The following is a 19,534-nucleotide window of genomic DNA, read 5'->3' as shown; positions in this document are numbered from 1 at the left end:
GTTCATGACTGTTCGAGATAGCGATGGACGAGCATCACGGCCATGGCTCCCTCGCCGACGGCGGAGGCCACGCGCTTCGCGGACTCGGCGCGCGCGTCACCCGCCACGAAGACACCGGGCACGCTGGTCTCCAGATGGTACGGCGGCCGGTCCAGCTCCCAGCCGGCCGGCGGACGCCCGTCGGGGCTCAGGTCGGGCCCGGCCAGGATGAACCCGCGCTCGTCGCGCAGCACGGAGTCGCCCAGCCAGTCCGTCAGCGGGGCGGCACCGATGAACACGAACAACCACTGCGCGTCGACCCGTTCGCTCTCCCCGGTCACCGTGTCCCGCAGCGTCACCTGCTCCAGGTGGTCCGTGCCGTGCGCCGCGTCCACGACCGTGTGCGGGCGCACCGAGATGTTCGGCGCCTCGTTGATCTGCTGGATCAGGTAGTACGACATCGACGCCGACAGATCCGGGCCGCGCACCAGCAGCGTCACCGACTTCGCGCGCCGGGACAGGTACATCGCCGCCTGGCCCGCCGAGTTGGCGCCGCCGACGATGTAGATGTCCTGCCCCTGGCAGGCCGCCGCCTCGGTCAGCGCCGAGCCGTAGAAGACCCCGCAGCCGGTCAGGTCGGTGCAGCCGGCGGCGTCCAGCTGCCGGTACTGCACCCCGGTCGCGAGGATCACGCTGTGCGCCGCGATCGCCGTGCCGTCCGCGAACCGGACGATGCGGGCGGCGCCGTTGGCCTCCAGCCCGGTCACCTCCCGCGCGGTCAGGATCTCGGCGCCGAACCGGGCCGCCTGCCGCCGCGCGCGCTCGGCGAGCTGGGCGCCGGAGACCCCGTCGGGGAAGCCCAGGTAGTTCTCGATCCGGGAGCTCTGCCCGGCCTGTCCGCCGGTCGCCGAGCGCTCCACCAGCACGGTCCGAAGCCCCTCGGAGGCGCCGTACACGGCGGCGCCGAGCCCGGCGGGCCCGCCGCCGATCACGACGAGGTCGTAGAAGTCGGCCGTGGGCGTCGTCGCCAGGCCCACCTTCGCCGCCAGCTCGGGGGCCTCCGGCTCGACCAGGACGGTGCCGTCCGGGGTGATCACCAGCGGCAGCCGCTGCCCGTCCTGACCGGCCGCGGCCAGCAGCCGGTGCCCCTCCGGCTCGTCCACCGAGTACCAGCGGTACGGCACCTGGTTGCGGGCCAGGAACTCGCGCACGTCGGACGACCGGGCCGACCAGCGGTGCCCGACGACCTTGGTGCTGGGCACGGGCCGGTAGTCGCTGCACCGCCAGGCCTGCAGCAGATCGTCGAGCACCGGATAGAGCTTCTCCTCCGGCGGATCCCACGGCTTGAGCAGATAGTGGTCGAGGTCGACCACGTTGATCGCGTCGATCGCCGCGTTGGTGTCCGCGTACGCGGTCAGCAGCACCCGCCGCGCCCCCGGATACACGTCGAGCGCCAGCTCCAGGAACTCGATGCCGTTCATCTGCGGCATGCGGTAGTCGGCCAGGATCACCGCCACCAGGTCGCCGCGCAGCTTCAGCTCACGCAGCGCCTCCAGCGCGGACTGGCCGGATTCCGCCCGTACGATCCGGTACGACTCGCCGTAGCGCCGCCGCAGATCGCGGGCGACGGCACGGGACACGCCCGGGTCGTCGTCCACGGTCAGAATTACACCTACGGTTGATTGGGCAGGAGACATAGCGCGACCGTAAGGGATGGGGGAGGGGCATGGCGACGGTAATCGGGACACGGACGGCGCGGGAGTACCTGCGGGTGTCCAAGGGCAAGGGGAAGACCGCTCGCAGCATCACCGACCAGCACCGGGACAACATCGCGGCCGAGGCCGACCACGGCCCGTGGACGTGGGGCGAGCCGTACAAGGACACCGGCAGTGCCAGCAAGTACGCGACCAAGACCCGCGACGACTTCGAGAAGCTGCTGGCCGACCTGACGTCCGGCGCGTTCGGCGACCCGGGCGACGTCCTCGTGCTGTGGGAGGTCAGCCGACTCGCCCGCGGGACCGGTCGGGGCGTGGCCCTGATCGACGCGGCGGAGGCGGGCGGCTACCTCATCCACGTGACCAGCCTGGACCGCACCTTCGACCCGCGCAACTACGGCGACCGGCACAGCCTGATCGGCGGCATCAACGACGCGGAGAAGGAGGCCCGGCCAGCAGCAGGATCAGGCGAACAGCGTCCCCGTTGGTGGGAAGGTCCCGCAGCATAGCCTCGGGCAGCCGCTCAGCACCCTCGGCCGCACGCACAGCCAGGGCCAAGCGGACCATCTCGGCGACCTTGTAGCGCCAGCCCGCGATCAACCCGTGCTCGGCCTCCATCGCCTCGATCACCGGCTGGGCCTTCTCCCATCCGGCGACGGGACGGCCGACGATTGCACTGACCGTGGCGTCGCCCAGCACGCGGGGCATGGTGAAGAGTGGGACCTGACCGTGTACCTGCGCCTCCAGTACTCGACCCCCACACTCAGTCCGTTCTTGGTGGGCCGGGGCAGCGGCCGGCCGACGCCGACCGGTCGCCGTATGTGCCGCCTACCGTGAGCTGGACCGGCCGAGGTCGCGCCTCCTTCAGGCCCAGGGCCCACTCGGCGTCTTCCTCAACTCGGATCGCCATGAGGCACGGCTTGCACAGCCCGTCCGTGTTCAGGTGTGCCTCGTGCCGGCACCGTGGGCAAACCCACTGACAAGCCGGGAGCAGTGAACTGATGATATAATCACTAATGCGGAGATGGTCAGAAGGTGGATCCCTCCCCGCTTGCACACCATCTCGCGAAGGCCTTTTTGTAGCGGTATCTGGAGTATTGCCGCATGACCCCAAGGGGAGACGCCATGAGCGAACACGTCCTGCATGCGAAGTTCCAGCAGTTCCCCGAGGCCGTCCGCGAGAAGGTGGACGCTGCGCTCTCGGACGCCAAGATCGCCCTCAAGCTCAAGGCCGCCGAGATCCTCGCCGACAAGGAGGAGACGGCCGAACACGCCGTCACCACCGCCGGCCGGATCGGCGCCAAGAGCGGCGAGGTGTCCGAGCTGACGACGATCCTGCCGCTGAAGCCGAACGGCGCCGCGCGGCTGCGGAAATTCTTCGGCCTGGTCGGCGGGAACCTGGCGGGCGCCGGTCAGGTCGGCACCCTTCACAACATGCGGTTCGTGTTCCTCGACAACGACACGAAGCTGCTGTTCGCGACCGCCTTCGACGGCGAGTGGGACCCCTACATCGACGACTTCGCCACCAAGATCCCCGAGTTCATGGACTACCTGTTCAGCAACGTCGAGGGCTGGCCCGGCATCACCTCGCCGGACGTGAAGGACTTCATCGTCAAGTACCAGATCCCGGCCGAGGCGTGGTTCGTCGCCCACCCCAACCTCACGGTCGCTGAAGGCCACCGGCTCAAGCGGCAGGAGGCCGCCGTGCAGCGTTTCCTTTCGGACCTCAACTGAAGGCAGGCGCACCATGCCTTCCCCGCTGTTCCGGCGGCTGCGCCGCCCTCCCACCCTTGACCTCGACGACATCCAGGCGACCCTGCTGCGGGCCCGGCCCGAGCCTTACTTCGGCACCCACGCGATCCTGGAGATCTCCGAAGCGGCCGCGGGCAGGGAACTGCTGCGCCGGCTGGCCCCTCGGGTGACCTCGGCGGCTCGCTGGGACGAACCGCGGCCGTCCTGGCTGGCCCTCGCCCTCAGCTACCAGGGACTGGTCGCGCTGGGTCTGCCGGAGACCTCATTGGCCTCCTTTCCGGCCAACTTCCGTGCGGGGATGGCGGCTCGCGCCGAGCGGCTGCGGGACACGGGCGTGAACGCGCCGGACCGTTGGGAGTTCCCCTTCGGCACCCCGCGCGTGCACGTGGCCGTCACGGTCTACGCCGCGAGCGAGGACGACTGGCGGGCCGAAGTCGCCGCCTACGAAAAGGAATTGGGCGAGGTCCCGGGTGTGCGGCTGCTGTCGCACCAGGACTTCGCGGCCGACGGGTTCAACGTCTTCGGCTACCGGGACGGCTTCAGCCAGCCGGTGGTCGAGGGCAGCGGCGCCGAGCCTCTGCCCGGCGACGGACGGCCCATCAAGGCCGGTGAGTTCGTCCTCGGCTACCCGAGCGAGACCGGTGTGCCGCTGCCCGTGCCGGCTCCGGATGTCCTGGGCCGCAACGGCACGTACGTCGTCTTCCGCAAGTACCACTCCCACGTCGCCGCCTTCAACAAGTGGCTGCGCGACAACGCCTCCACCGAGGCCGAACGCGAGCTGCTGGCCGCCAAACTCGTCGGCCGCTGGCGCAGTGGCGCGCCCCTCGCCCTGACCCCGGAACGCGACACGCCCGCGATCGGCGAGGACCCGAACCGGATCAACGACTTCGACTACTCCGCCGACCCGCGCGGACTGCGCACCCCGCTCGGCTCCCACATCCGCCGGATGAACCCGCGCGACACCGAGCTCACGGTCCTCACCGACGTCAACATCCGCCGGATCATCCGGCGCGGCACCTCTTACGGCACCCCGCTCCCCCCGGACCGCCTCAAGGACGACGGCACACCGCGCGGCCTGGACTTCATCGCCCTTGGCGCCCGGGCCATCGACAACGTCGAGTTCCTGCAGAGCGAATGGGTCGGCTCCGGCAACTTCATGGGCCTGGGCAAGGAGAAGGATCCCATGATCTCGCTCCAGGACAAGGGCGCCTACTTCACCGTGCCCGGGACCCCGCCGCGCCGGGTGCAGAACATCCAGTCCTTCAACACCCTGCTCGGCGGCGAGTACTTCTTCATGCCCAGCCTGTCGGCCATCCGCTGGCTCGGTAGCAACTGAACCCCCACCTCGCGCGGAGGCCCTCCCCATGACCTCGTACGTCCGATACAGCCCCGACCTCGAACAGCCCTTTCCGAACGAGGACGAACTCGTCCGCCAGGTCGTCGCGGCCATGGGCAAGGCCAATCAGCAGGTCGCCGACAAACACCGCCACGGCCTGCGCGACGCTCACGCCAAGAGCCACGGCGTCCTCGCCGGTGAGCTGCACATCCAGCCCGACCTGCCCGCCCACCTCGCCCAGGGCCTCTTCGCCGAACCGGCTGCTTACCCGGTGATCGTCCGCTTCTCCTCGGCCCCCGGCGACCTGCGCTCCGACCAGGTGCCCGTCCAGCGTGGCCTCGCGATGAAGGTGATCGGCGCCCCCGGGCCCCGTGCCCTCGACGACGGCTTCACCACCCAGGACTTCCTCCTCGTCAACCACCCCACCCTGCCCTTCGGCAACATCGCCGAGTACGCCAAACTCCAGGACCTGCTGGAGAAACAGCCCCGCCAGAGCGACCAGCAGCTCCAGCTCACCGGCGCGGCCGCCCGGGTGGCCGCCAAGGCCCTCACGCGCGTCGGACGTCCGCTTCCGCCCGCCGTCGAGACCCTGGCCGCCGCCAACGGCCGCATCCTCGGCGAGACCTTCCACTCCATGGCCGCGCTGCGCTACGGCGATCACGTGGCGAAGATGTCCGCCGCGCCCCGCTCGGCGAACGTCAGGGCCCTCACCGGCAGCCACGTCGACAAGAAGGCCGGCGAGTCGGCTCTGCGCGACCTCGTCATCGACTTCTTCGCGCACGACAGCGCCGAGTACGACATCCGTGCCCAGCTGTGCACGGACATCGACCGGATGCCGGTGGAGGACGCCTCGGTCCTGTGGCCCGAGGAACTGTCACCGCACCAGACCGTGGCCGTGCTGCATCTGCCCGCCCAGGACGCCTACAGCGACGCCCGCCGCCGCTACGCTGACGACGTCCTCTCGTTCAGCCCCTGGCACGCCCTGGAGGCCCACCGCCCGCTGGGTTCCATCATGCGCTCGCGCCGGGCCGCCTACCCCGCCTCCAGCGACTTCCGCCACCGCTTCAACGGGATCGAGCCGCAGGAGCCGTCCGACATCAAGGAGCTCCCCGCCTGATCAGGACTGCCCGATCCGTGGATGCGGCCACGGATCGGGCCGAAGCTCGCGTGTCAGAATGAAGGCGCCTGTTCTTCCGCCCGCCTGCAGCGAGGTTGTTCCGTGTCCCAGTCCGTCGGCCGCGTGCCACAGCGACGCAACGCGCGGTCCAACCGGGCGCGCATCCTGGCCACCGCACGTCAGGAACTCGGACGCAACCCCGACATCACCCTGGAGGAGCTGGCTCGCGCCTCTGGTGTCGTCCGGCGCACTCTGTTCGGGCACTTTCCCGGGCGTGCGGCGCTCCTCGCGGCGCTGGCCGAGGAGGCCGCCGAGGCTCTGCAGACGGCCGTGGCGGTCGAAGCGCCGGTGGCGGAGCCGGCGGACCGGGCGCTCGCGCACTTCACCCTGTCGATGTGGCCCGTGGGTGACCGCTACCGGATGCTCCTGGCGCTGGCCCGTCGGGATCTTGGCGTGGAACGTGTCGACGAGATCCTCAAGCCCGCCCGTGTCAGGGTCACCGGCATCCTGGAGCAGGGCCAGCGCGACGGCGTCTTCCACCCTCATCTGCCGCCCGCCGTGCTCAGCGCCGGTCTGGAGGCGATGACGGTCGCCCTGCTGGAAGAGGTCAACACGGGGGCGTTCGAGGACGACGGCACCCGGGTGGCCGTCGCCACGCTCATCGCAGCCGGTGTCCCGGAGGAGCGGGCGCTCACCGTGGTCGACGACGCCGCTGCCACGGCAGCGGCGGAGCATGTTGCCGACGACTGAGCCCCGGTGCGCCCCGTTGAGGCAGTGGTCAGGACAGACCCCGGCGTGCAGTGCGCGGCGCCCTGTACTTCGGGCCGCCGTTCACCGTGGGGACCGTGCCCTGGAAGTGACGGCCGGCGTGCTGCGGGCGTTTACCCACTCCCACCGGCAGGGCATCGTGCACCGGGACATCAAGCGGTCAGGTCGAGGGCATGGGCTTCGGGATCGCACGGGACGCACGGGACGTCGGCATGACGCAGACGTCGGTCGTGATCGGGACGGCCCAACATCTCTCGCCGGAGCAGGCGCTGGGGCGGGAGACCGACGCCCGTGATGGAGGCGGCCAGCACCGTGGTTCTCATCAGCCACGACATGAGCGGCCAGTCGTCGGGTGGCGGGACACAGACCGCCGGCGTGGCCACCACGCCGGCCTCGACGACCGGTGGTCAGCAGGACCTCATTGGCGCAGGACAACACCGAGCCCTCGACCGACGAGTGCGGTCGAGGGCTCTTGGCTGTCGTCCTCCGGGCTGCTGCGCAGCACGGGCGCGAGCGGTGGTCGGCTCCCCGGCGCGGACAGCAAAAAAGGGACGGTGCCGGGCGTCCCCTCCCGGCACCGTCCGGGACCGTGCGCCGCTCAGGCACGGTCCGTCCTGGGGTGGTGGGGGCCGGAACAGGTGTCCGGCCCGCTACCTCGTGGGGCTCAGGCGGCGCCCACGGACTCGGTCTCCTGCGCCGGCACCGGCGTGTCCTGCTGACGGTGCGTGCCGGTGTGCCCCCGGCCGGGGAGGACCGCGATGACGATCACGGCTCCGACGGCCATGATGATGCCGCCGACGAGGCTGGTGTGGGCGATGGCGTGGGCGAAGGACTCGTGCACCGCCGCGACCAAGGTCTGGGCCTGCTGGGGTCCGCCCTGGGGGTTCCTGGCGACCTGTTCGGCGACGGCGAGGCCGCCGCCGACCGAGTCCTTGGCGGTGTCCAGCGCGGCGGCCGGGAGGTGGCCGCCGACCAGGTCGGTCAGCTTGTGCTTGTAGGTCGTGGCGAGGAGCGAGCCGAGGATCGCGATGCCGAGGGAGCAGCCGAGTTCCAGTGCGGTGTCGTTCGCCCCGCCGCCGACGCCCAGCTCGTCCTCCGGGAAGGAGCCCATGATGGTGTCGGTGGCCGGGGACAGGCTCAGGCCGATCGCGAAGCCCAGCACCAGCAGGGACGGCAGGAAGTCGGTGTACGTCGACCCCGACGCGATGCGAGTGAGCAGGATGACGCCCGCCGTCCCGAGCACCATGCCGACGCCCACGACCGCCTTCACACCCAGCTTCGGCGTCAGCTTCGCGGTCACCGCGGCGCCGACGAACACGGCTCCGGCCAGCGGCAGCAGTCGTACGCCGGTCCCCAGGGCGTCGTAGCCGAGGACGAACTGCAGGAACTGGGTGGAGTAGTAGATCGAGCCGAAGGTGCCGAAGAAGAAGAACAGCACCGCCATCATCGATCCGGAGAACGGGCGCTCGGTGAACTTGCGCACGTTCAGCATCGGGTTCGGGTGGCGCAACTCCCAGGCGACGAAGGCCAGCAGGCCCACGCCGGCGACGACAGCCGCGGTGATCGGGCCGGCGCCCCAGCCGAAGTGCGGGCCCTCGATGGTCGCGTAGACCAGGGAGCCGATGGAGACGATCGACAGCAGACCGCCCACGTAGTCGATGCGGCCCATGCCCTCGGCCCTGGACGGCGGCACGAGGAGCAGCGCGCCCACGACGCCGAGGGCGGCGATGGGGACGTTCATCAGGAAGGTGGAGCCCCAGGCGTGGTGCTGCAGCAGCCAGCCGGCGGCGAGCGGGCCCGCGGCGATCGCGAGGCCGGAGGTGGCGGACCAGGCGGTGATGGCCTTGGCGCGCTCGGCCTTCGGGAAGATGGCGACGAGCAGGGACAGGGTGGCTGGCATGACGACGGCGGCGCCGACGCCCATGATGGCGCGTGCAGTGATGACCAGGTCGGTGTGGTGGACCTGGCTGCCCATCACCGAGCCGCCCGCGAAGATCAGCAGGCCCAGGACCAGGGCACCGCGGCGGCTGTACTTGTCGCCTATCGCACCCAGCACCAGCATCAGCGCGGCGTAGGGGACGGTGTAGCCGTCGATGACCCACTGCAGGTCGCTGCTGGACAGGCCCAGGTCTTTCGTCATGTCCGGCGCCGCCACGATCAGCGAGGTGTTCGCCATGACGACGATCAGCAGGCTCAGGCAGAGCACCAGCAGGGCCCACCAGCGCCGGGGATAGGGCCCGGTCATCTTCTCGGCGGGTGTGTTGGCAAAGAGCGGCATCGAAAGCTCCTCGGCAGGAGGGGAAGCGGAGGCTTCAGGGATTCGCGGATCGGGGTGAGCGGTGCGGCCTTGTCGCCTGCGAGGCACCGTGGCAGTTAATTGCCCATCGATGTGCAGACTAGTTTGTTGCTCGTCGATGTGCAAATATCGAGCTGCCCTCCCACCGTCGACCGGAGGACCCTGCATGACCAGCGCACCCGTCACAGACACCCCGGGACGAAGCCGTGCCCTCCTCACCCGGGCCCGCATCCTCGAAGCGGCCAGGCAGGAACTCGGCCGTGATCCCGACAGCAGCCTCGGTGACATCGCCGTGGCCGCGGGGGTGGTGCGTCGTACGGTCTACGGTCACTTCAACGGCCGGGCCGCGCTCGTGGAGGGTCTGGTGGAGGATGCTGCGCAGGCGCTGTGGCAGGCGCTGGCGACCCGGGGTGTTCGCGAGCCGGACGCTGTCACGGCGCTGGCACGCTTCGTGCTCGCCGTGTGGCCCGTCGGTGACCGGTACCGCATGCTGCTCCGCCTGGCCCCCCAGGACCTCGGGGCCGAGCGGGTCACCGAGGTCCTGGCTCCCGCGCGCGAGACGGCGGCGGCGATCATCGCCCGGGGGCAGCGGCAGGGGGTCTTCCAGACCAGCGTCCCGGCCGGCCCGCTGAGCCGGGCACTGGAGGGCCATCTGCTCGGGCTCCTGGAATGCGTGAACGCCGACACCTGGAGCGACGACGGCACGCGCACCGCGGCTGCCGCCCTGATCGCGATGGGCGTGGACGGCGACCTCGCCGTCACCTTTGTCCGAAGCCTCGGCCGGCCGGATCGCGCCGGCGCCTGAGTCCACCCATAGGCCCCGACCACATATCCCAAGAAGTTCCCCAGCACCTCACGGAGAGGGACAGGACACCATGTACCAGTCGCAGCCCGAGGGCGAGTTCGTCAACGAGTCCTACTACGGTGAGTCCCACTACGGCGACGCCGCCGTCTACGCGAGCCCGCCTCCTCCCCGGAGGCGGCGCGGGATCGTCATCGCCGCGTCCCTGGTGGCGCTGCTGGTCAGTGCCGTCGTGGTCGACCGCGCCGCCGCGGCCAACGCGGAGAGCCGTACGGCCAAGGCGTTCCAGGAGGGTATGGGCACACTCGACCGGCCTTCGGTGCACGTCAGCGGCTTTCCCGTGCTGACACAGCTGGCCCGGGGCAGCCTGCATCACGTCGACATCACCGCGAACGACATACCGACCCGGGGAGCGACCCGGCCGCTGCCGGTGACGAAGCTGACCGTCGGCCTGGATGGTCTCAAGACCTCGGGGAGCGCCGAGGAGGCCTATGCGCGCAGCGTCGAGGCGACCGCCTTCCTGTCGTACGACGACCTGTCGAGCGCCCTCGGCGTGCGGATCTCGCAGGGGGACGAGGCGGGCCGGGTCGATGCGACCGCGAGTCTGCCCCTCGCCGGGGACGTGACCGTGAGCGCGGCTGTCTCGGCGGCCAGTGGCAACCGCATCGCTTTCTCGGACGTACGCGCAGAGCAGGGTGAACTGCTCCCCCCGCTGAAATCACTGCTCGACAAGGCCCTGGACCAGCCCATTCCGCTGCGGAACATCCCCGAGGGGCTGCGTCTGCGGTCGGTGACCACCACCGAGGACGGGATCGACGCCCGCTTCACCGGCCGCTCGGTCACGTTCCGCCCGGACTCGTCGTCGAGTGCCTAGAGGCAGGGCGGTCAGTCGAGGTCGGGCAGCGGACGCCGGGCCACCTCGTGAGCGTCGTCCGCCGACAGGCCCAGCATGCGCAGCACCATCTCGGCGAGGTTGACCGCCGCCTCGTCGCCGTCCACGTCGGGGCGGGCGAAGCGCAGCTCCACCAGGGACAGCAGGGTTCCGCCCAGCGCGGACAGGGCGACCACGGGGTCGAGAGTGGTGAAGCGGCCGGAGGCGATGCCGACCTGGAGATCACGCAGGGCACGTCGGGCCAGACCGTTGTCCGAGTGGATGTGCCCGAGGCCACGGCGGCGCAGGACCTGCATCAGCTCCGGGTGGGAGTCGGCCATGCGGGCACTGAGCCGGAAGCCGGCCGCGAGCAGCTCCGCCGGGTCGTCGATCCCCGTCAGATGCTCGTCGAAGGCCTGCCCGAACTCCTCCAGGGCGTCGACCACCGCCGTCTCGAACAACTCCGCCTTGGAGTCGAAGTGGTTGTAGAAGGAGCCGAAGCCCACGTCCGCGCGCTCGGCGATCGCCTGGATGCTCGCGCTGGTGTCACCGCTCTCGGCGAGTATCTGCCGGGCCGCTCGCACGAGAGCCCCACGGGTCTCCGCACGACGCCGCTCGAACCGGTTGCTGGGCGGGGCTGACGTAGACATGCGCAAAGTCTAACGGTTACACAACGGCGACCGCAGACCTGATGAATCCATCATTTCCTGGCGTGAACAGCTTGACGACAGAACTGTCACAGTTGATGATTTTCTCATTACGGCGATGTTGCTCGGAGGGCACCATGTCTGAAACCCGCGTCAAGGGGGCCGACGTCAAGACGGCCCACCAGGACCTCCACAGCGAGCAGGGCGCCCTGCGCGGGGAGCATCCGGGCCGGTCCCGAAATCCCGTGATCAAGGTCGCCGACCTGGCCTGGCTGGAGTTCGAGAAGCCCGACCTGGACCAGGCCGAGGTCTTCGCCCGCGACTTCGGCTTCCAGATCGCCGCGCACACCGAGCGGGAGCTGTGGCTGCGCGGCACCTTCGCCGCCTCGCCCTGCATGGTGATCCGACGGGGTCGGACGTCCCGGTTCATCGGCCCGGCGTTCCGTGCCGCCGAGCGAGCCGACCTCGACCGGCTGGCGCGCGCCACCGGATCATCCGTGCGGGACGCCGATGTGCCCGGCGGCGGCAACGTCGTCGACCTGCTCGACCCGTCCGGCTTCCCGGTGCGGGTCGTGCACTGCGGCGTGGAGTTGCCGGCGCTGCCCGAGCAGCGGCCGCTGCTGCTCAACTTCGGCACGGATCACCGCCGTACGAACGCCACCCAGCGTCCGCCGCGCGAGCCGTCGCGGATCCAGCGCCTGGGTCACGTGGTCCTGGAGACCCGGGTGTTCGCCCGCGCCCTGGACTGGTATCTGGACACCCTCGGGATGATCGTGTCCGACTTCCTCTTCCTGGACGGGCAGCGCGACCGTGGCCCGACGATGGCGTTCATCCGCTGCGATCTGGGCAGCGTGCCGGCCGACCACCACACGCTGGCCATGCACTTGGGGCCGGGCACCGGCTATGTCCACTCGGCCTACCAGGTGACCGACCTGGACTCGATCGCGGCCGGTGGTGAGTACCTCAACGAGCGTGGCTATAAGCGCAGCTGGGGGATCGGACGGCACATCCAGGGCAGCCAGCTCTTCGACTACTGGCGCGACCCGGACCACTTCATGCTGGAGCACTTCGCCGACGGCGACCTGTTCACCTGCGACGTCGAACCCGGCTGGGCGCCCATGTCCACGAGCGGACTGGCCCAGTGGGGCCCGCCGGCCACCCGCGACTTCCTCGGAGCCAGCCCCTCACCACAGCGGATCCGCGACGTGATCGAGGCCCTGCGCGGCGACAACGAGATGGACCGCGCACGCCTGTTCGGCCTGCTCAAGGCCGCGAACTCCTGAAACCTCCGACCTCTCACAAAGGCACTGACATGAGCACCAACGTCCTGCGCACCGCCGACGGCTGGTGGGCCGTTCGCGGCCACCGCGCCGTCCTCGTCGACACCAAGGCCGCGACCACCGCGGAACTGATCGCCGACCGAGCCGCCGTGCATGAGGCGGCCCGCTCGGACGACGCGGGCACGCCCGTCGCCGACCTGGCCGCCCTCTCGCCGGTCACCACCCCCTGCCGGGTGGTCGCCCAGATGGTCAACTACCGCAGTCACGCCCGTGATTCGGGCTTCACCGGCGACATCCCGCCGGCCTTCTTCCGCAAGGCGTCCGGCTCGGTCAGCGGACCCGCTCAGGCCGTGGTCCGGCCCTCCCACGTGAAGTTCCTCGACTACGAGGTCGAGCTGGGCCTCGTCATGGGGGCGCCGCTGCCCGTCGGTACCGTGGTCGAGGAGCGGGACCTGCCGCCGTACGTCGCCGGGCTCGTGATCACCAACGACGTCAGCGCCCGCGACGTCCAGCTGACCAAGACGCAGTTCTACGAGAGCAAGTCCTACCCGACCTTCACGCCGACCGGCCCCTACCTGGCCCTGCTGGAGCCGGAGGACTTCGCCCATCTCCTCGACCTGCGGCTGACGTTGTCCGTCAACGGCGAGCTGCGTCAGGACCGCACGCTCGCCGACATGATCGTCCGACCAGCACGCGCGCTGACCCTGCTGGCCCGCTTCCAGGCCCTCGACCCCGGGGACCTGCTGCTGACCGGCACTCCCGGTGGCACGGCGCTGAAGGCTCCGCCCAAGGCGGTGGAGAAGATCGGCTCGCTGCTGCCGCCCGCGGCGAAGTGGAAGGCGTTCTTCAAGAGCCAGGCCCGCAACCCGCACTACCTTCGCTCGGGTGACGTGATCACGGCGACGATCTCGACCCCGGACGGCCGGATCGACCTCGGCGAGCAGCGTACGCCCGTCACGGACGCCAAGTAGGGACCCGAGGTGAGCCGCACATGACCGCCGACCAGCCCCCACCCCCGCACTCCGCACAGCATGCACCCGTCGTGATCATCGGCGCCGGACCGGTGGGCGTGACCGCCGCCCTTCTCCTCGCCCGGCGCGGGGTCCGCAGCGTCGTCCTGGAACGGCACCGGGACGTCTACCCGCTCCCGCGCGCGGTCGCCACCGACGACGAGGTGTGCAGGATCCTCCAGGCCGCGGGCGTGGAGAAGGAGTTCGCCGCCATCTCCCGTCCCGCCAAGGGGCTGCGGCTGCTGGACGCCCAGCACCGGGTGATGGCCGAGTTCCGACGCTCCCGACACGGCCATCACGGCTACCCGCAGACCAGTATGTTCGACCAGCCCGAGCTGGAAGTCCTGCTGCGCGACGCCCTGGTCCGACGCCCGGAGTGCGAACTGCGAGGCGGCGTGGAGGTCACCGGCGTCGGCCCGGACCCCGCGGGCCCCGTGCGCGTGACCTACCGCGACGACGACGGTGAGCATCACCTGTGGGCACAGGCGGTCCTCGGCTGCGACGGCGCCAACAGCCTTACCCGCGACGCCATCGGAGCCGTCTGGGAGGACCTGCGTTTCGAGGAACACTGGACGGTCGTCGACGTCCGGACGAACGCCGACGTCCGCTGCTGGGAGGGCGTCGACCAGGTCTGCGACCCGGACCGGCCCGCGACGTTCATGCGCGTCGGCGAGGACCGTTACCGCTGGGAGTTCCGCCTGCGGGACGGGGACGAGCCGGTCCGCGAGCTGGTCGCCCCGTGGCTGCTGCCCTCGTACGACGGGGACTTCGAAGTAGTCCGCAAGACGCAGTACACCTTCCGGGCACGCGTCGCCGACCGGTGGAGCGGCGGACGCGTCTTCCTCCTGGGCGACGCCGCCCACCTCACCCCGCCCTTCATCGGACAGGGGCTGTGCTCCGGCCTGCGGGACGCGTACAACCTCACCTGGAAGCTCGCTCGCGTTCTCCAACAGGGCGCAAATGAGCGGATGTTGGAGACCTACGAAAGCGAGCGCAAGCCGCACGCACGGCATGTGATCCGGCTCGCGGTCGCCATGGGCTGGGCCATGACCGGCGGCCAGGACGGCGCCGCCGCACTGCGCCGCAATCTTCTGGCCGCCGCGTGCCGCATCCCCGGCCTGACCGAACTGGCCGGCCGTGACCTCAGCCCGTCCCTCACCGCAGGGCCTTTGGTACGGCGTCGTGCCCGCCGGGGTCTTGCGGGCACCCACTGCCCGCAGCCCTGGGTGAGGGCCGACGGTCGGCCCACCCGCCTGGACGAGGTGCTCGGGGACGACTTCACCGTCCTGACCGCCACCGACCCGTGGCCCTCGCTGACCGCGCTCGCCCACGGGCTCGGCGTCAGAGCGATCCCCGTAGCCGACCTGCGCGACGACGGCACGCTCGCCGCCTGGCTGCACGCCGGCCGGGCGGACGCCGTACTGCTGCGCCCGGATCGCGTCGTCATGGACGTCGTCCCGGCCGGTCGGCGGGACTTCACGGACACCGCCGCCTGGGCGTCCCTGCTGCACACCACGCGCAGCCCCCACCCTTCCCCACGGAAAAGCCTGCTGAGGAGCACGACGCGATGAACACGCCGTACCCGGCCCCCTTCTTCACCCCCGATCCGGAGGACACGGCCGCCAGCCGCATCGCGGACTTCGCCCGTCACGCCGGGCTGGACGGTTCCGACTACGCCGCCCTGCACCGCTGGTCGGTCACCGACCTGGAAGGCTTCTGGGGTGCGGTGTGGGAGTACTTCGACATCGACGCGGACACCCCGTACGAGCAGGTCCTGGCCGAGGAACGGATGCCCGGCGCCCGATGGTTTCCCGGCGCCACCCTCAACTACGCCCACCACGCCCTGCGCAACATCACCGACGACGGCGTGGCGATCATCGCCCTCGACGAGACCGGCGCCGGCTACGAAGTTACCGGGAAGCAGCTGCGCTCCCAGGTCGCCTCGGTGGCCGTGACCCTGCGCGACCTCGGGGTGGGACAGGGCGACCGGGTGGTCGGCTACCTGCCCAACACCCCGCACGCGATCGTCGCGTTCCTCGCCGCGGCGAGCCTCGGGGCGGTGTGGTCGGTGTGCGGGCAGGACTATGCGCCCAAGGCCGCCGCCGACCGGTTCGCCCAGCTCGAACCCACCGTCCTCATCGCCGCCGACGGCTACCTCTTCAACGGCACCACCCACGACCGTCGCGACGCCGCACTGGAACTCGCCCGCGGCCTGCCAACGTTGAAAGCGACGCTGCTGGTGGACCATGTGGGCCTGCAGCGGCCCTCGGAGAACCACCACGCACTGATCATTCCATGGGAGGACGCCTGCACCCGGACCGAGGAACTCACCTTCGCGCCGGTGCCGTTCGACCACCCTTTGTGGGTCGTGTTCTCCTCCGGCACCACCGGCCTGCCCAAGGGCATCGTCCACGGCCACGGCGGCGTCCTGCTGGAGCACCTGAAGACCCTGGCACTGCACTCCGACCTCGGCCCCGGTGACTGCCTGCTGTGGTACACCACCACGCACTGGATGATGTGGAACCTGGTCGCCTCCACCCTGCTGACCGGTGCCACGACCTGTACCTACGACGGCAGCCCGGCGCCCTTCGCCAAGCTCGACGTCCTGTGGGAGTTGGCCGCGCGCCACCGGGTGACCGTCTTCGGCACCAGCCCGCAGTACCTCCTGGGCATGGCCAAGTACGGCATCGACCCGTCCGCGCACGACCTGTCGTCGATCCGCGTGGTCGGCTGCACCGGCTCCGCCCTGCCGGCCTCCGCCTACCCCTGGGTCCGCGACCACGTCGGCGACCACGCCCTGCTGGCCTCCATCAGCGGCGGCACCGACGTGGTGTCCGGCTTCGCGGGCAGCGCGCCCAATACGCCCGTCTGGTCGGGAGAGTTGTCCGCACCGCACCTGGGCGTGGCGCTGGCCGCGTACGACACCGAGGGCACCCGGGTCACCGACCAGGTCGGCGAGCTGGTGATCACCCAGCCCATGCCGTCGATGCCGCTGTACTTCTGGAACGACCCCGACGGCACCCGCTACCACGACGCCTACTTCTCCTCCTACCCCGGCGTCTGGCGGCACGGCGACTGGATCACGCTCACCGGGCACGGCTCGGTGATCGTCCACGGCCGCTCGGACAGCACGCTGAACCGCAACGGCGTACGCCTCGGCAGCGCCGACATCCACGACGTCGTCGAACGCCTCCCCGAGATCACCGAGGCCCTGGTCATCGGCGCGGAGGAACCCGACGGCGGCTACTGGATGCCGCTGTTCGTGGTCCCGGCCCCCGGGACGACCCTGGACGACGACCTGCGCGAGAAGATCCGCGACGCCGTTCGTACGGGTGCCTCACCACGCCACGTCCCCGACGAAATCCTCGAAGCGCCGGGCATCCCGCACACCCGCACCGGCAAAAAGCTGGAGGTCCCGGTCAAACGCCTGCTCCAGGGCGCCCCCGTCGAGCAGGTCGTCAACCCCGCCACCGTGGACAGCCCCGACCTCATCGACTACTACGCGCGTCTGGGCGCCGAGCGCCGCGAAGGCAGGACCATCGCATGACCACCGTGCTCGCCATCGTCCTGTCCCTGGTATTCCTCCCGCTGGGCCTGGCCAAGATCGCAGCGGCACCGGTCATGCGGCAAGCAGCGGCCCACCTCGGCATGTCGACCGGCCTCTATCGCGTTGTCGGCGCGACGGAGGTGGCCGGCGTCGCCGGTCTGCTGCTGGGGCTGACCTGGACGCCGCTGGGGCTGGCCGCCGCGACAGGCCTTGCGCTGCTGATGGCCGCCGCGGCGGTGGTCCACCTGCGCCACGGCGACCCGCCGGTCCGGGCCGTCCCGGCCGCCGTACTGGCCCTCATCGCTGTGACGCACGCGGCAGCAGCCATCGGCTGACGCGTGTCCTCTGCGAGCGGGTCACCATCGCACACCGGCCTTCCCTTCCCCCTGAGGGCCGAGGTGGGCCCGCGCCGACGTCCGGGGCCTGCGAGACGCCGGGCTCGACAGGCCCCCCCGATGGGGTGGTCGCGGGGTGCGTGGCGCAGGTCATCGGCCCCGGCCCGAGCCGAGACCGTCGCGGGAAGCAAGGCATCAAGCGGTCCCAGCTCACGGACGACTGCGGCATACCCGTCGTCACCGTCCCGGCCGGAGCGAACGTCCGCGACCACACCCTGCTGCCCGAAACCCTGGACGAGTTCGAAGTCCTGACCCGGGAGTCATGATCACTCACTCAAGATCAGGCCAAATCGACAGCCCATGCTCTCATCCCACCACTTGCGCTCCGCCCGTCAACCGGCACAACACCCCAACATCTCAAACACGTCTCAGGCCCCGAAGTCCGAGCCCAGACACCAGGGGACAAGCAACCCGCCGGTAGCTTTGGCGGCTCAGGCATTCGCGGCCGTGGCGACTTGTTCATCATGTTCGCGCAGCATGGGCAGGACGGTGGCGGGCGAGGGGTGCTGACCCTTCTTCGCGCCCTTGGAGATGACGAGCCGCGCCTTCGACACAGCGTCCCGCTGACGGCCGCCACCGGGTGCCAACGCTTGACCGCGGCGGACAGCCCCAGTCCCATGCGCGGATCGCAGAAGAGGGCGGTCTAGTCGTCGCCTCGGTGTCCGTCTCGGACCACCGCCAACCCGCCGACCCGGGTCGTGATGCCCGCCGGCCCGCGTCGGGCCGAAGCGAGCACGCTGGCCGGTCGACCGAGGGTGTCACCCTGCTCCACCTCGATCGTGACCGTCTGTGCCCCTGTCGTGTCGAGCAGGTGGGCGGCCAGGCAGCCGGTGCTGTTGGCGTTGGCGACGTCCTCGTCGACACCGATCGCCGGCGCGAACATCCGCGCCGCACCCGGCCGGTCGCCCACCGGCGGTACGTACACGAAACAGCCGAGGAGCCCGTACCGCCGGCACACCGCTGTCAGCCTGCGGAGGTGTGGGTGGACTCGGAGCAGGGCCGACCGGTCGTGGACCGGTACCAGCATGCGTGGTGCGCCGGGCGCGGCGATCCGTGGCGCGTCGGTCGGATGCAGGTCGTCCGCGGTGAGCCCGAGCGCGGCGACGATCGCGGCGCGCTCGTCCGGTGCCGGGTGGCGCAGCGCGACGAGGCCCTGGTCGAACCACACCTCGATGCCGGCGGGGCGGCGGATCGCGACGGTGTCGAACGTGCGCCCGCCGGTGTGCTGGCGGTCGTTCAGCTCGCCCAGCGCGGTGCGGGTCAACCGGATGGCCTGCGCGGCAACGGTGCCGTGGCCGCAGCCGGACAGTTCGGCGGTGGCGGTGAAGAACCGGACCGGCCGGCCACCGTCCGGTGTCCGCCCCGGGCCGAGGAACGCCGCGTGCGAGGTGCCGGCCGCAGCAGCGACCGCACGCCGGTCCGCGTCCGTCGCCGCCGGGTCGTCGTCGGTGACGGACGTGGGGCTGCCGCCCCGGCCGTCGCGCCGCACGCACGCATCAACCACCGTGACATCCGGCCAGGACATCGGCCCCCCTTGACCCTGGACGAACCGGCAACCGCGAACGGCGTTCCGCCGATGGCCGGACCTGGCCGAGGCGGCCGACCGAGGGCGTCCCGGAGCGTACCGTCCTGCCTCAGCCGGTGCCGTCCGGTACCGGATAGTGGATGACGACCGCACCGCCGGTGGCGTAGTTGGCGACATCGGCGGTCACCCGCTGGCCGTGCTGCGACGCCCGCGCCGCGGCCATGGCGGCGGCGTCGGCGAAGTCGCCTTCGAAGACCGCGAAATACGGCGCTTCTCCCTGGGGCGCCGCCACGTCGAAGCTGTAGCGCCACGCAAGCAGGCCGGGCCAGTTCATGACCAGTGGAAGGTGGTTGGTCACGTAGTAGTCGCGGAAGTGGTCTGGGTCTGCGGGCTTGGAATACAGGACTACCAACTTATGCATGACTGCCTCCTGCAGCTGGGTGCGGGACATCGGGATTCGGGTGAGGACGGAGGAGGTTTCGAGGCGTGCGCGG

At 70.7% G+C, this 19,534-nt stretch carries 18 protein-coding genes and 1 pseudogene; 14 read left to right on the top strand and 5 right to left on the bottom strand.

What is annotated here, in order from left to right:
• Positions 1-2 precede the first annotated feature (2 nt).
• A complete protein-coding gene (locus AC4OXY_RS09485; protein ID WP_491993665.1) occupies positions 3-1,676 on the bottom strand; it encodes an FAD-dependent oxidoreductase in 1,674 nt (557 codons plus the stop codon).
• A 29-nt stretch (positions 1,677-1,705) separates the two neighbouring features.
• Here AC4OXY_RS09485 and AC4OXY_RS09480 point away from each other — a divergent pair, with 29 nt between their 5' ends.
• From AC4OXY_RS09480 to AC4OXY_RS09455, 6 genes and pseudogenes are all read left to right on the top strand, one after another.
• On the top strand, positions 1,706-2,203 hold the full coding sequence (locus tag AC4OXY_RS09480; RefSeq protein ID WP_491993664.1) for a recombinase family protein: 498 nt from the start codon (positions 1,706-1,708) through the stop codon (positions 2,201-2,203).
• Between the two features lie 616 nt (positions 2,204-2,819).
• Complete coding sequence (locus AC4OXY_RS09475) at positions 2,820-3,428, top strand: hypothetical protein (protein ID WP_356037075.1); 609 nt, start codon at positions 2,820-2,822, stop codon at positions 3,426-3,428.
• 13 nt (positions 3,429-3,441) lie between these two features.
• Positions 3,442-4,782, top strand: coding sequence for a Dyp-type peroxidase (locus tag AC4OXY_RS09470; protein ID WP_491993663.1), 1,341 nt, complete (start codon positions 3,442-3,444; stop codon positions 4,780-4,782).
• A gap of 28 nt (positions 4,783-4,810) precedes the next feature.
• Entirely contained in the window at positions 4,811-5,899 is a 1,089-nt protein-coding gene (locus AC4OXY_RS09465; RefSeq protein ID WP_491993662.1) for a catalase family protein, read from the top strand.
• A 102-nt stretch (positions 5,900-6,001) separates the two neighbouring features.
• Positions 6,002-6,649, top strand: coding sequence for a TetR/AcrR family transcriptional regulator (locus tag AC4OXY_RS09460; RefSeq protein ID WP_356037082.1), 648 nt, complete (start codon positions 6,002-6,004; stop codon positions 6,647-6,649).
• Between the two features lie 67 nt (positions 6,650-6,716).
• Positions 6,717-6,960 (top strand): annotated as a pseudogene (locus AC4OXY_RS09455) (Stk1 family PASTA domain-containing Ser/Thr kinase); the annotation flags it as partial.
• 371 nt (positions 6,961-7,331) lie between these two features.
• On the opposite strand, the gene AC4OXY_RS09450 reads toward AC4OXY_RS09455, so the two are convergent.
• The gene (locus AC4OXY_RS09450) at positions 7,332-8,945 is read right to left on the bottom strand and encodes an MFS transporter (protein ID WP_376293230.1); all 1,614 of its coding nucleotides are present in this window, start codon (positions 8,943-8,945) and stop codon (positions 7,332-7,334) included.
• Between the two features lie 184 nt (positions 8,946-9,129).
• On the opposite strand from AC4OXY_RS09450, the gene AC4OXY_RS09445 reads away from it, so the two are divergent.
• Entirely contained in the window at positions 9,130-9,768 is a 639-nt protein-coding gene (locus AC4OXY_RS09445; protein ID WP_376293233.1) for a TetR/AcrR family transcriptional regulator, read from the top strand.
• Between the two features lie 70 nt (positions 9,769-9,838).
• Positions 9,839-10,639 carry an LmeA family phospholipid-binding protein gene (locus tag AC4OXY_RS09440; RefSeq protein ID WP_491993661.1) on the top strand — a complete coding sequence of 267 codons (801 nt, stop codon included), beginning with the start codon at positions 9,839-9,841 and terminating at the stop codon, positions 10,637-10,639.
• An 11-nt stretch (positions 10,640-10,650) separates the two neighbouring features.
• Here the strand turns inward: AC4OXY_RS09440 and AC4OXY_RS09435 are convergent, their stop codons facing one another.
• On the bottom strand, positions 10,651-11,286 hold the full coding sequence (locus AC4OXY_RS09435) for a TetR/AcrR family transcriptional regulator (RefSeq protein WP_356037093.1): 636 nt from the start codon (positions 11,284-11,286) through the stop codon (positions 10,651-10,653).
• 134 nt (positions 11,287-11,420) lie between these two features.
• Here AC4OXY_RS09435 and AC4OXY_RS09430 point away from each other — a divergent pair, with 134 nt between their 5' ends.
• The 6 genes from AC4OXY_RS09430 to AC4OXY_RS09405 all read left to right on the top strand — a co-directional run bounded on the left by AC4OXY_RS09430 (position 11,421) and on the right by AC4OXY_RS09405 (position 17,781).
• A complete protein-coding gene (locus AC4OXY_RS09430) occupies positions 11,421-12,566 on the top strand; it encodes a VOC family protein (protein WP_491993660.1) in 1,146 nt (381 codons plus the stop codon).
• A 29-nt stretch (positions 12,567-12,595) separates the two neighbouring features.
• Positions 12,596-13,534, top strand: a complete 939-nt coding sequence (locus tag AC4OXY_RS09425; protein ID WP_491993659.1) for a fumarylacetoacetate hydrolase family protein — start codon at positions 12,596-12,598, stop codon at positions 13,532-13,534.
• 20 nt (positions 13,535-13,554) lie between these two features.
• The gene (gene mhpA / locus AC4OXY_RS09420; protein ID WP_491993658.1) at positions 13,555-15,144 is read left to right on the top strand and encodes a bifunctional 3-(3-hydroxy-phenyl)propionate/3-hydroxycinnamic acid hydroxylase MhpA; all 1,590 of its coding nucleotides are present in this window, start codon (positions 13,555-13,557) and stop codon (positions 15,142-15,144) included.
• Positions 15,141-17,120 carry an acetoacetate--CoA ligase gene (locus AC4OXY_RS09415; protein WP_491993657.1) on the top strand — a complete coding sequence of 660 codons (1,980 nt, stop codon included), beginning with the start codon at positions 15,141-15,143 and terminating at the stop codon, positions 17,118-17,120. Before mhpA ends, AC4OXY_RS09415 begins: the two co-directional genes overlap by 4 nt.
• Positions 17,117-17,455, top strand: a complete 339-nt coding sequence (locus AC4OXY_RS09410; protein ID WP_491993656.1) for a DoxX family protein — start codon at positions 17,117-17,119, stop codon at positions 17,453-17,455. The genes AC4OXY_RS09415 and AC4OXY_RS09410 overlap by 4 nt, the downstream gene beginning before the upstream one ends.
• Before the next feature lie 140 nt (positions 17,456-17,595).
• The gene (locus AC4OXY_RS09405; RefSeq protein WP_491993655.1) at positions 17,596-17,781 is read left to right on the top strand and encodes a hypothetical protein; all 186 of its coding nucleotides are present in this window, start codon (positions 17,596-17,598) and stop codon (positions 17,779-17,781) included.
• A gap of 377 nt (positions 17,782-18,158) precedes the next feature.
• On the opposite strand, the gene AC4OXY_RS09400 is transcribed toward AC4OXY_RS09405, so the two are convergent.
• Both AC4OXY_RS09400 and AC4OXY_RS09395 read right to left on the bottom strand, forming a co-directional pair.
• Positions 18,159-19,040, bottom strand: a complete 882-nt coding sequence (locus AC4OXY_RS09400; RefSeq protein WP_491993654.1) for a PhzF family phenazine biosynthesis protein — start codon at positions 19,038-19,040, stop codon at positions 18,159-18,161.
• Positions 19,041-19,149: 109 nt separating this feature from the next.
• Complete coding sequence (locus AC4OXY_RS09395) at positions 19,150-19,461, bottom strand: EthD family reductase (RefSeq protein ID WP_491993653.1); 312 nt, start codon at positions 19,459-19,461, stop codon at positions 19,150-19,152.
• Positions 19,462-19,534 lie beyond the last annotated feature (73 nt).

The organism is Streptomyces sp. HUAS MG56, from assembly GCF_058673395.1.
The sequence above is the reverse complement of the archived record's forward strand: the minus strand, read 5'-3'. Positions and strand labels throughout refer to the sequence as shown.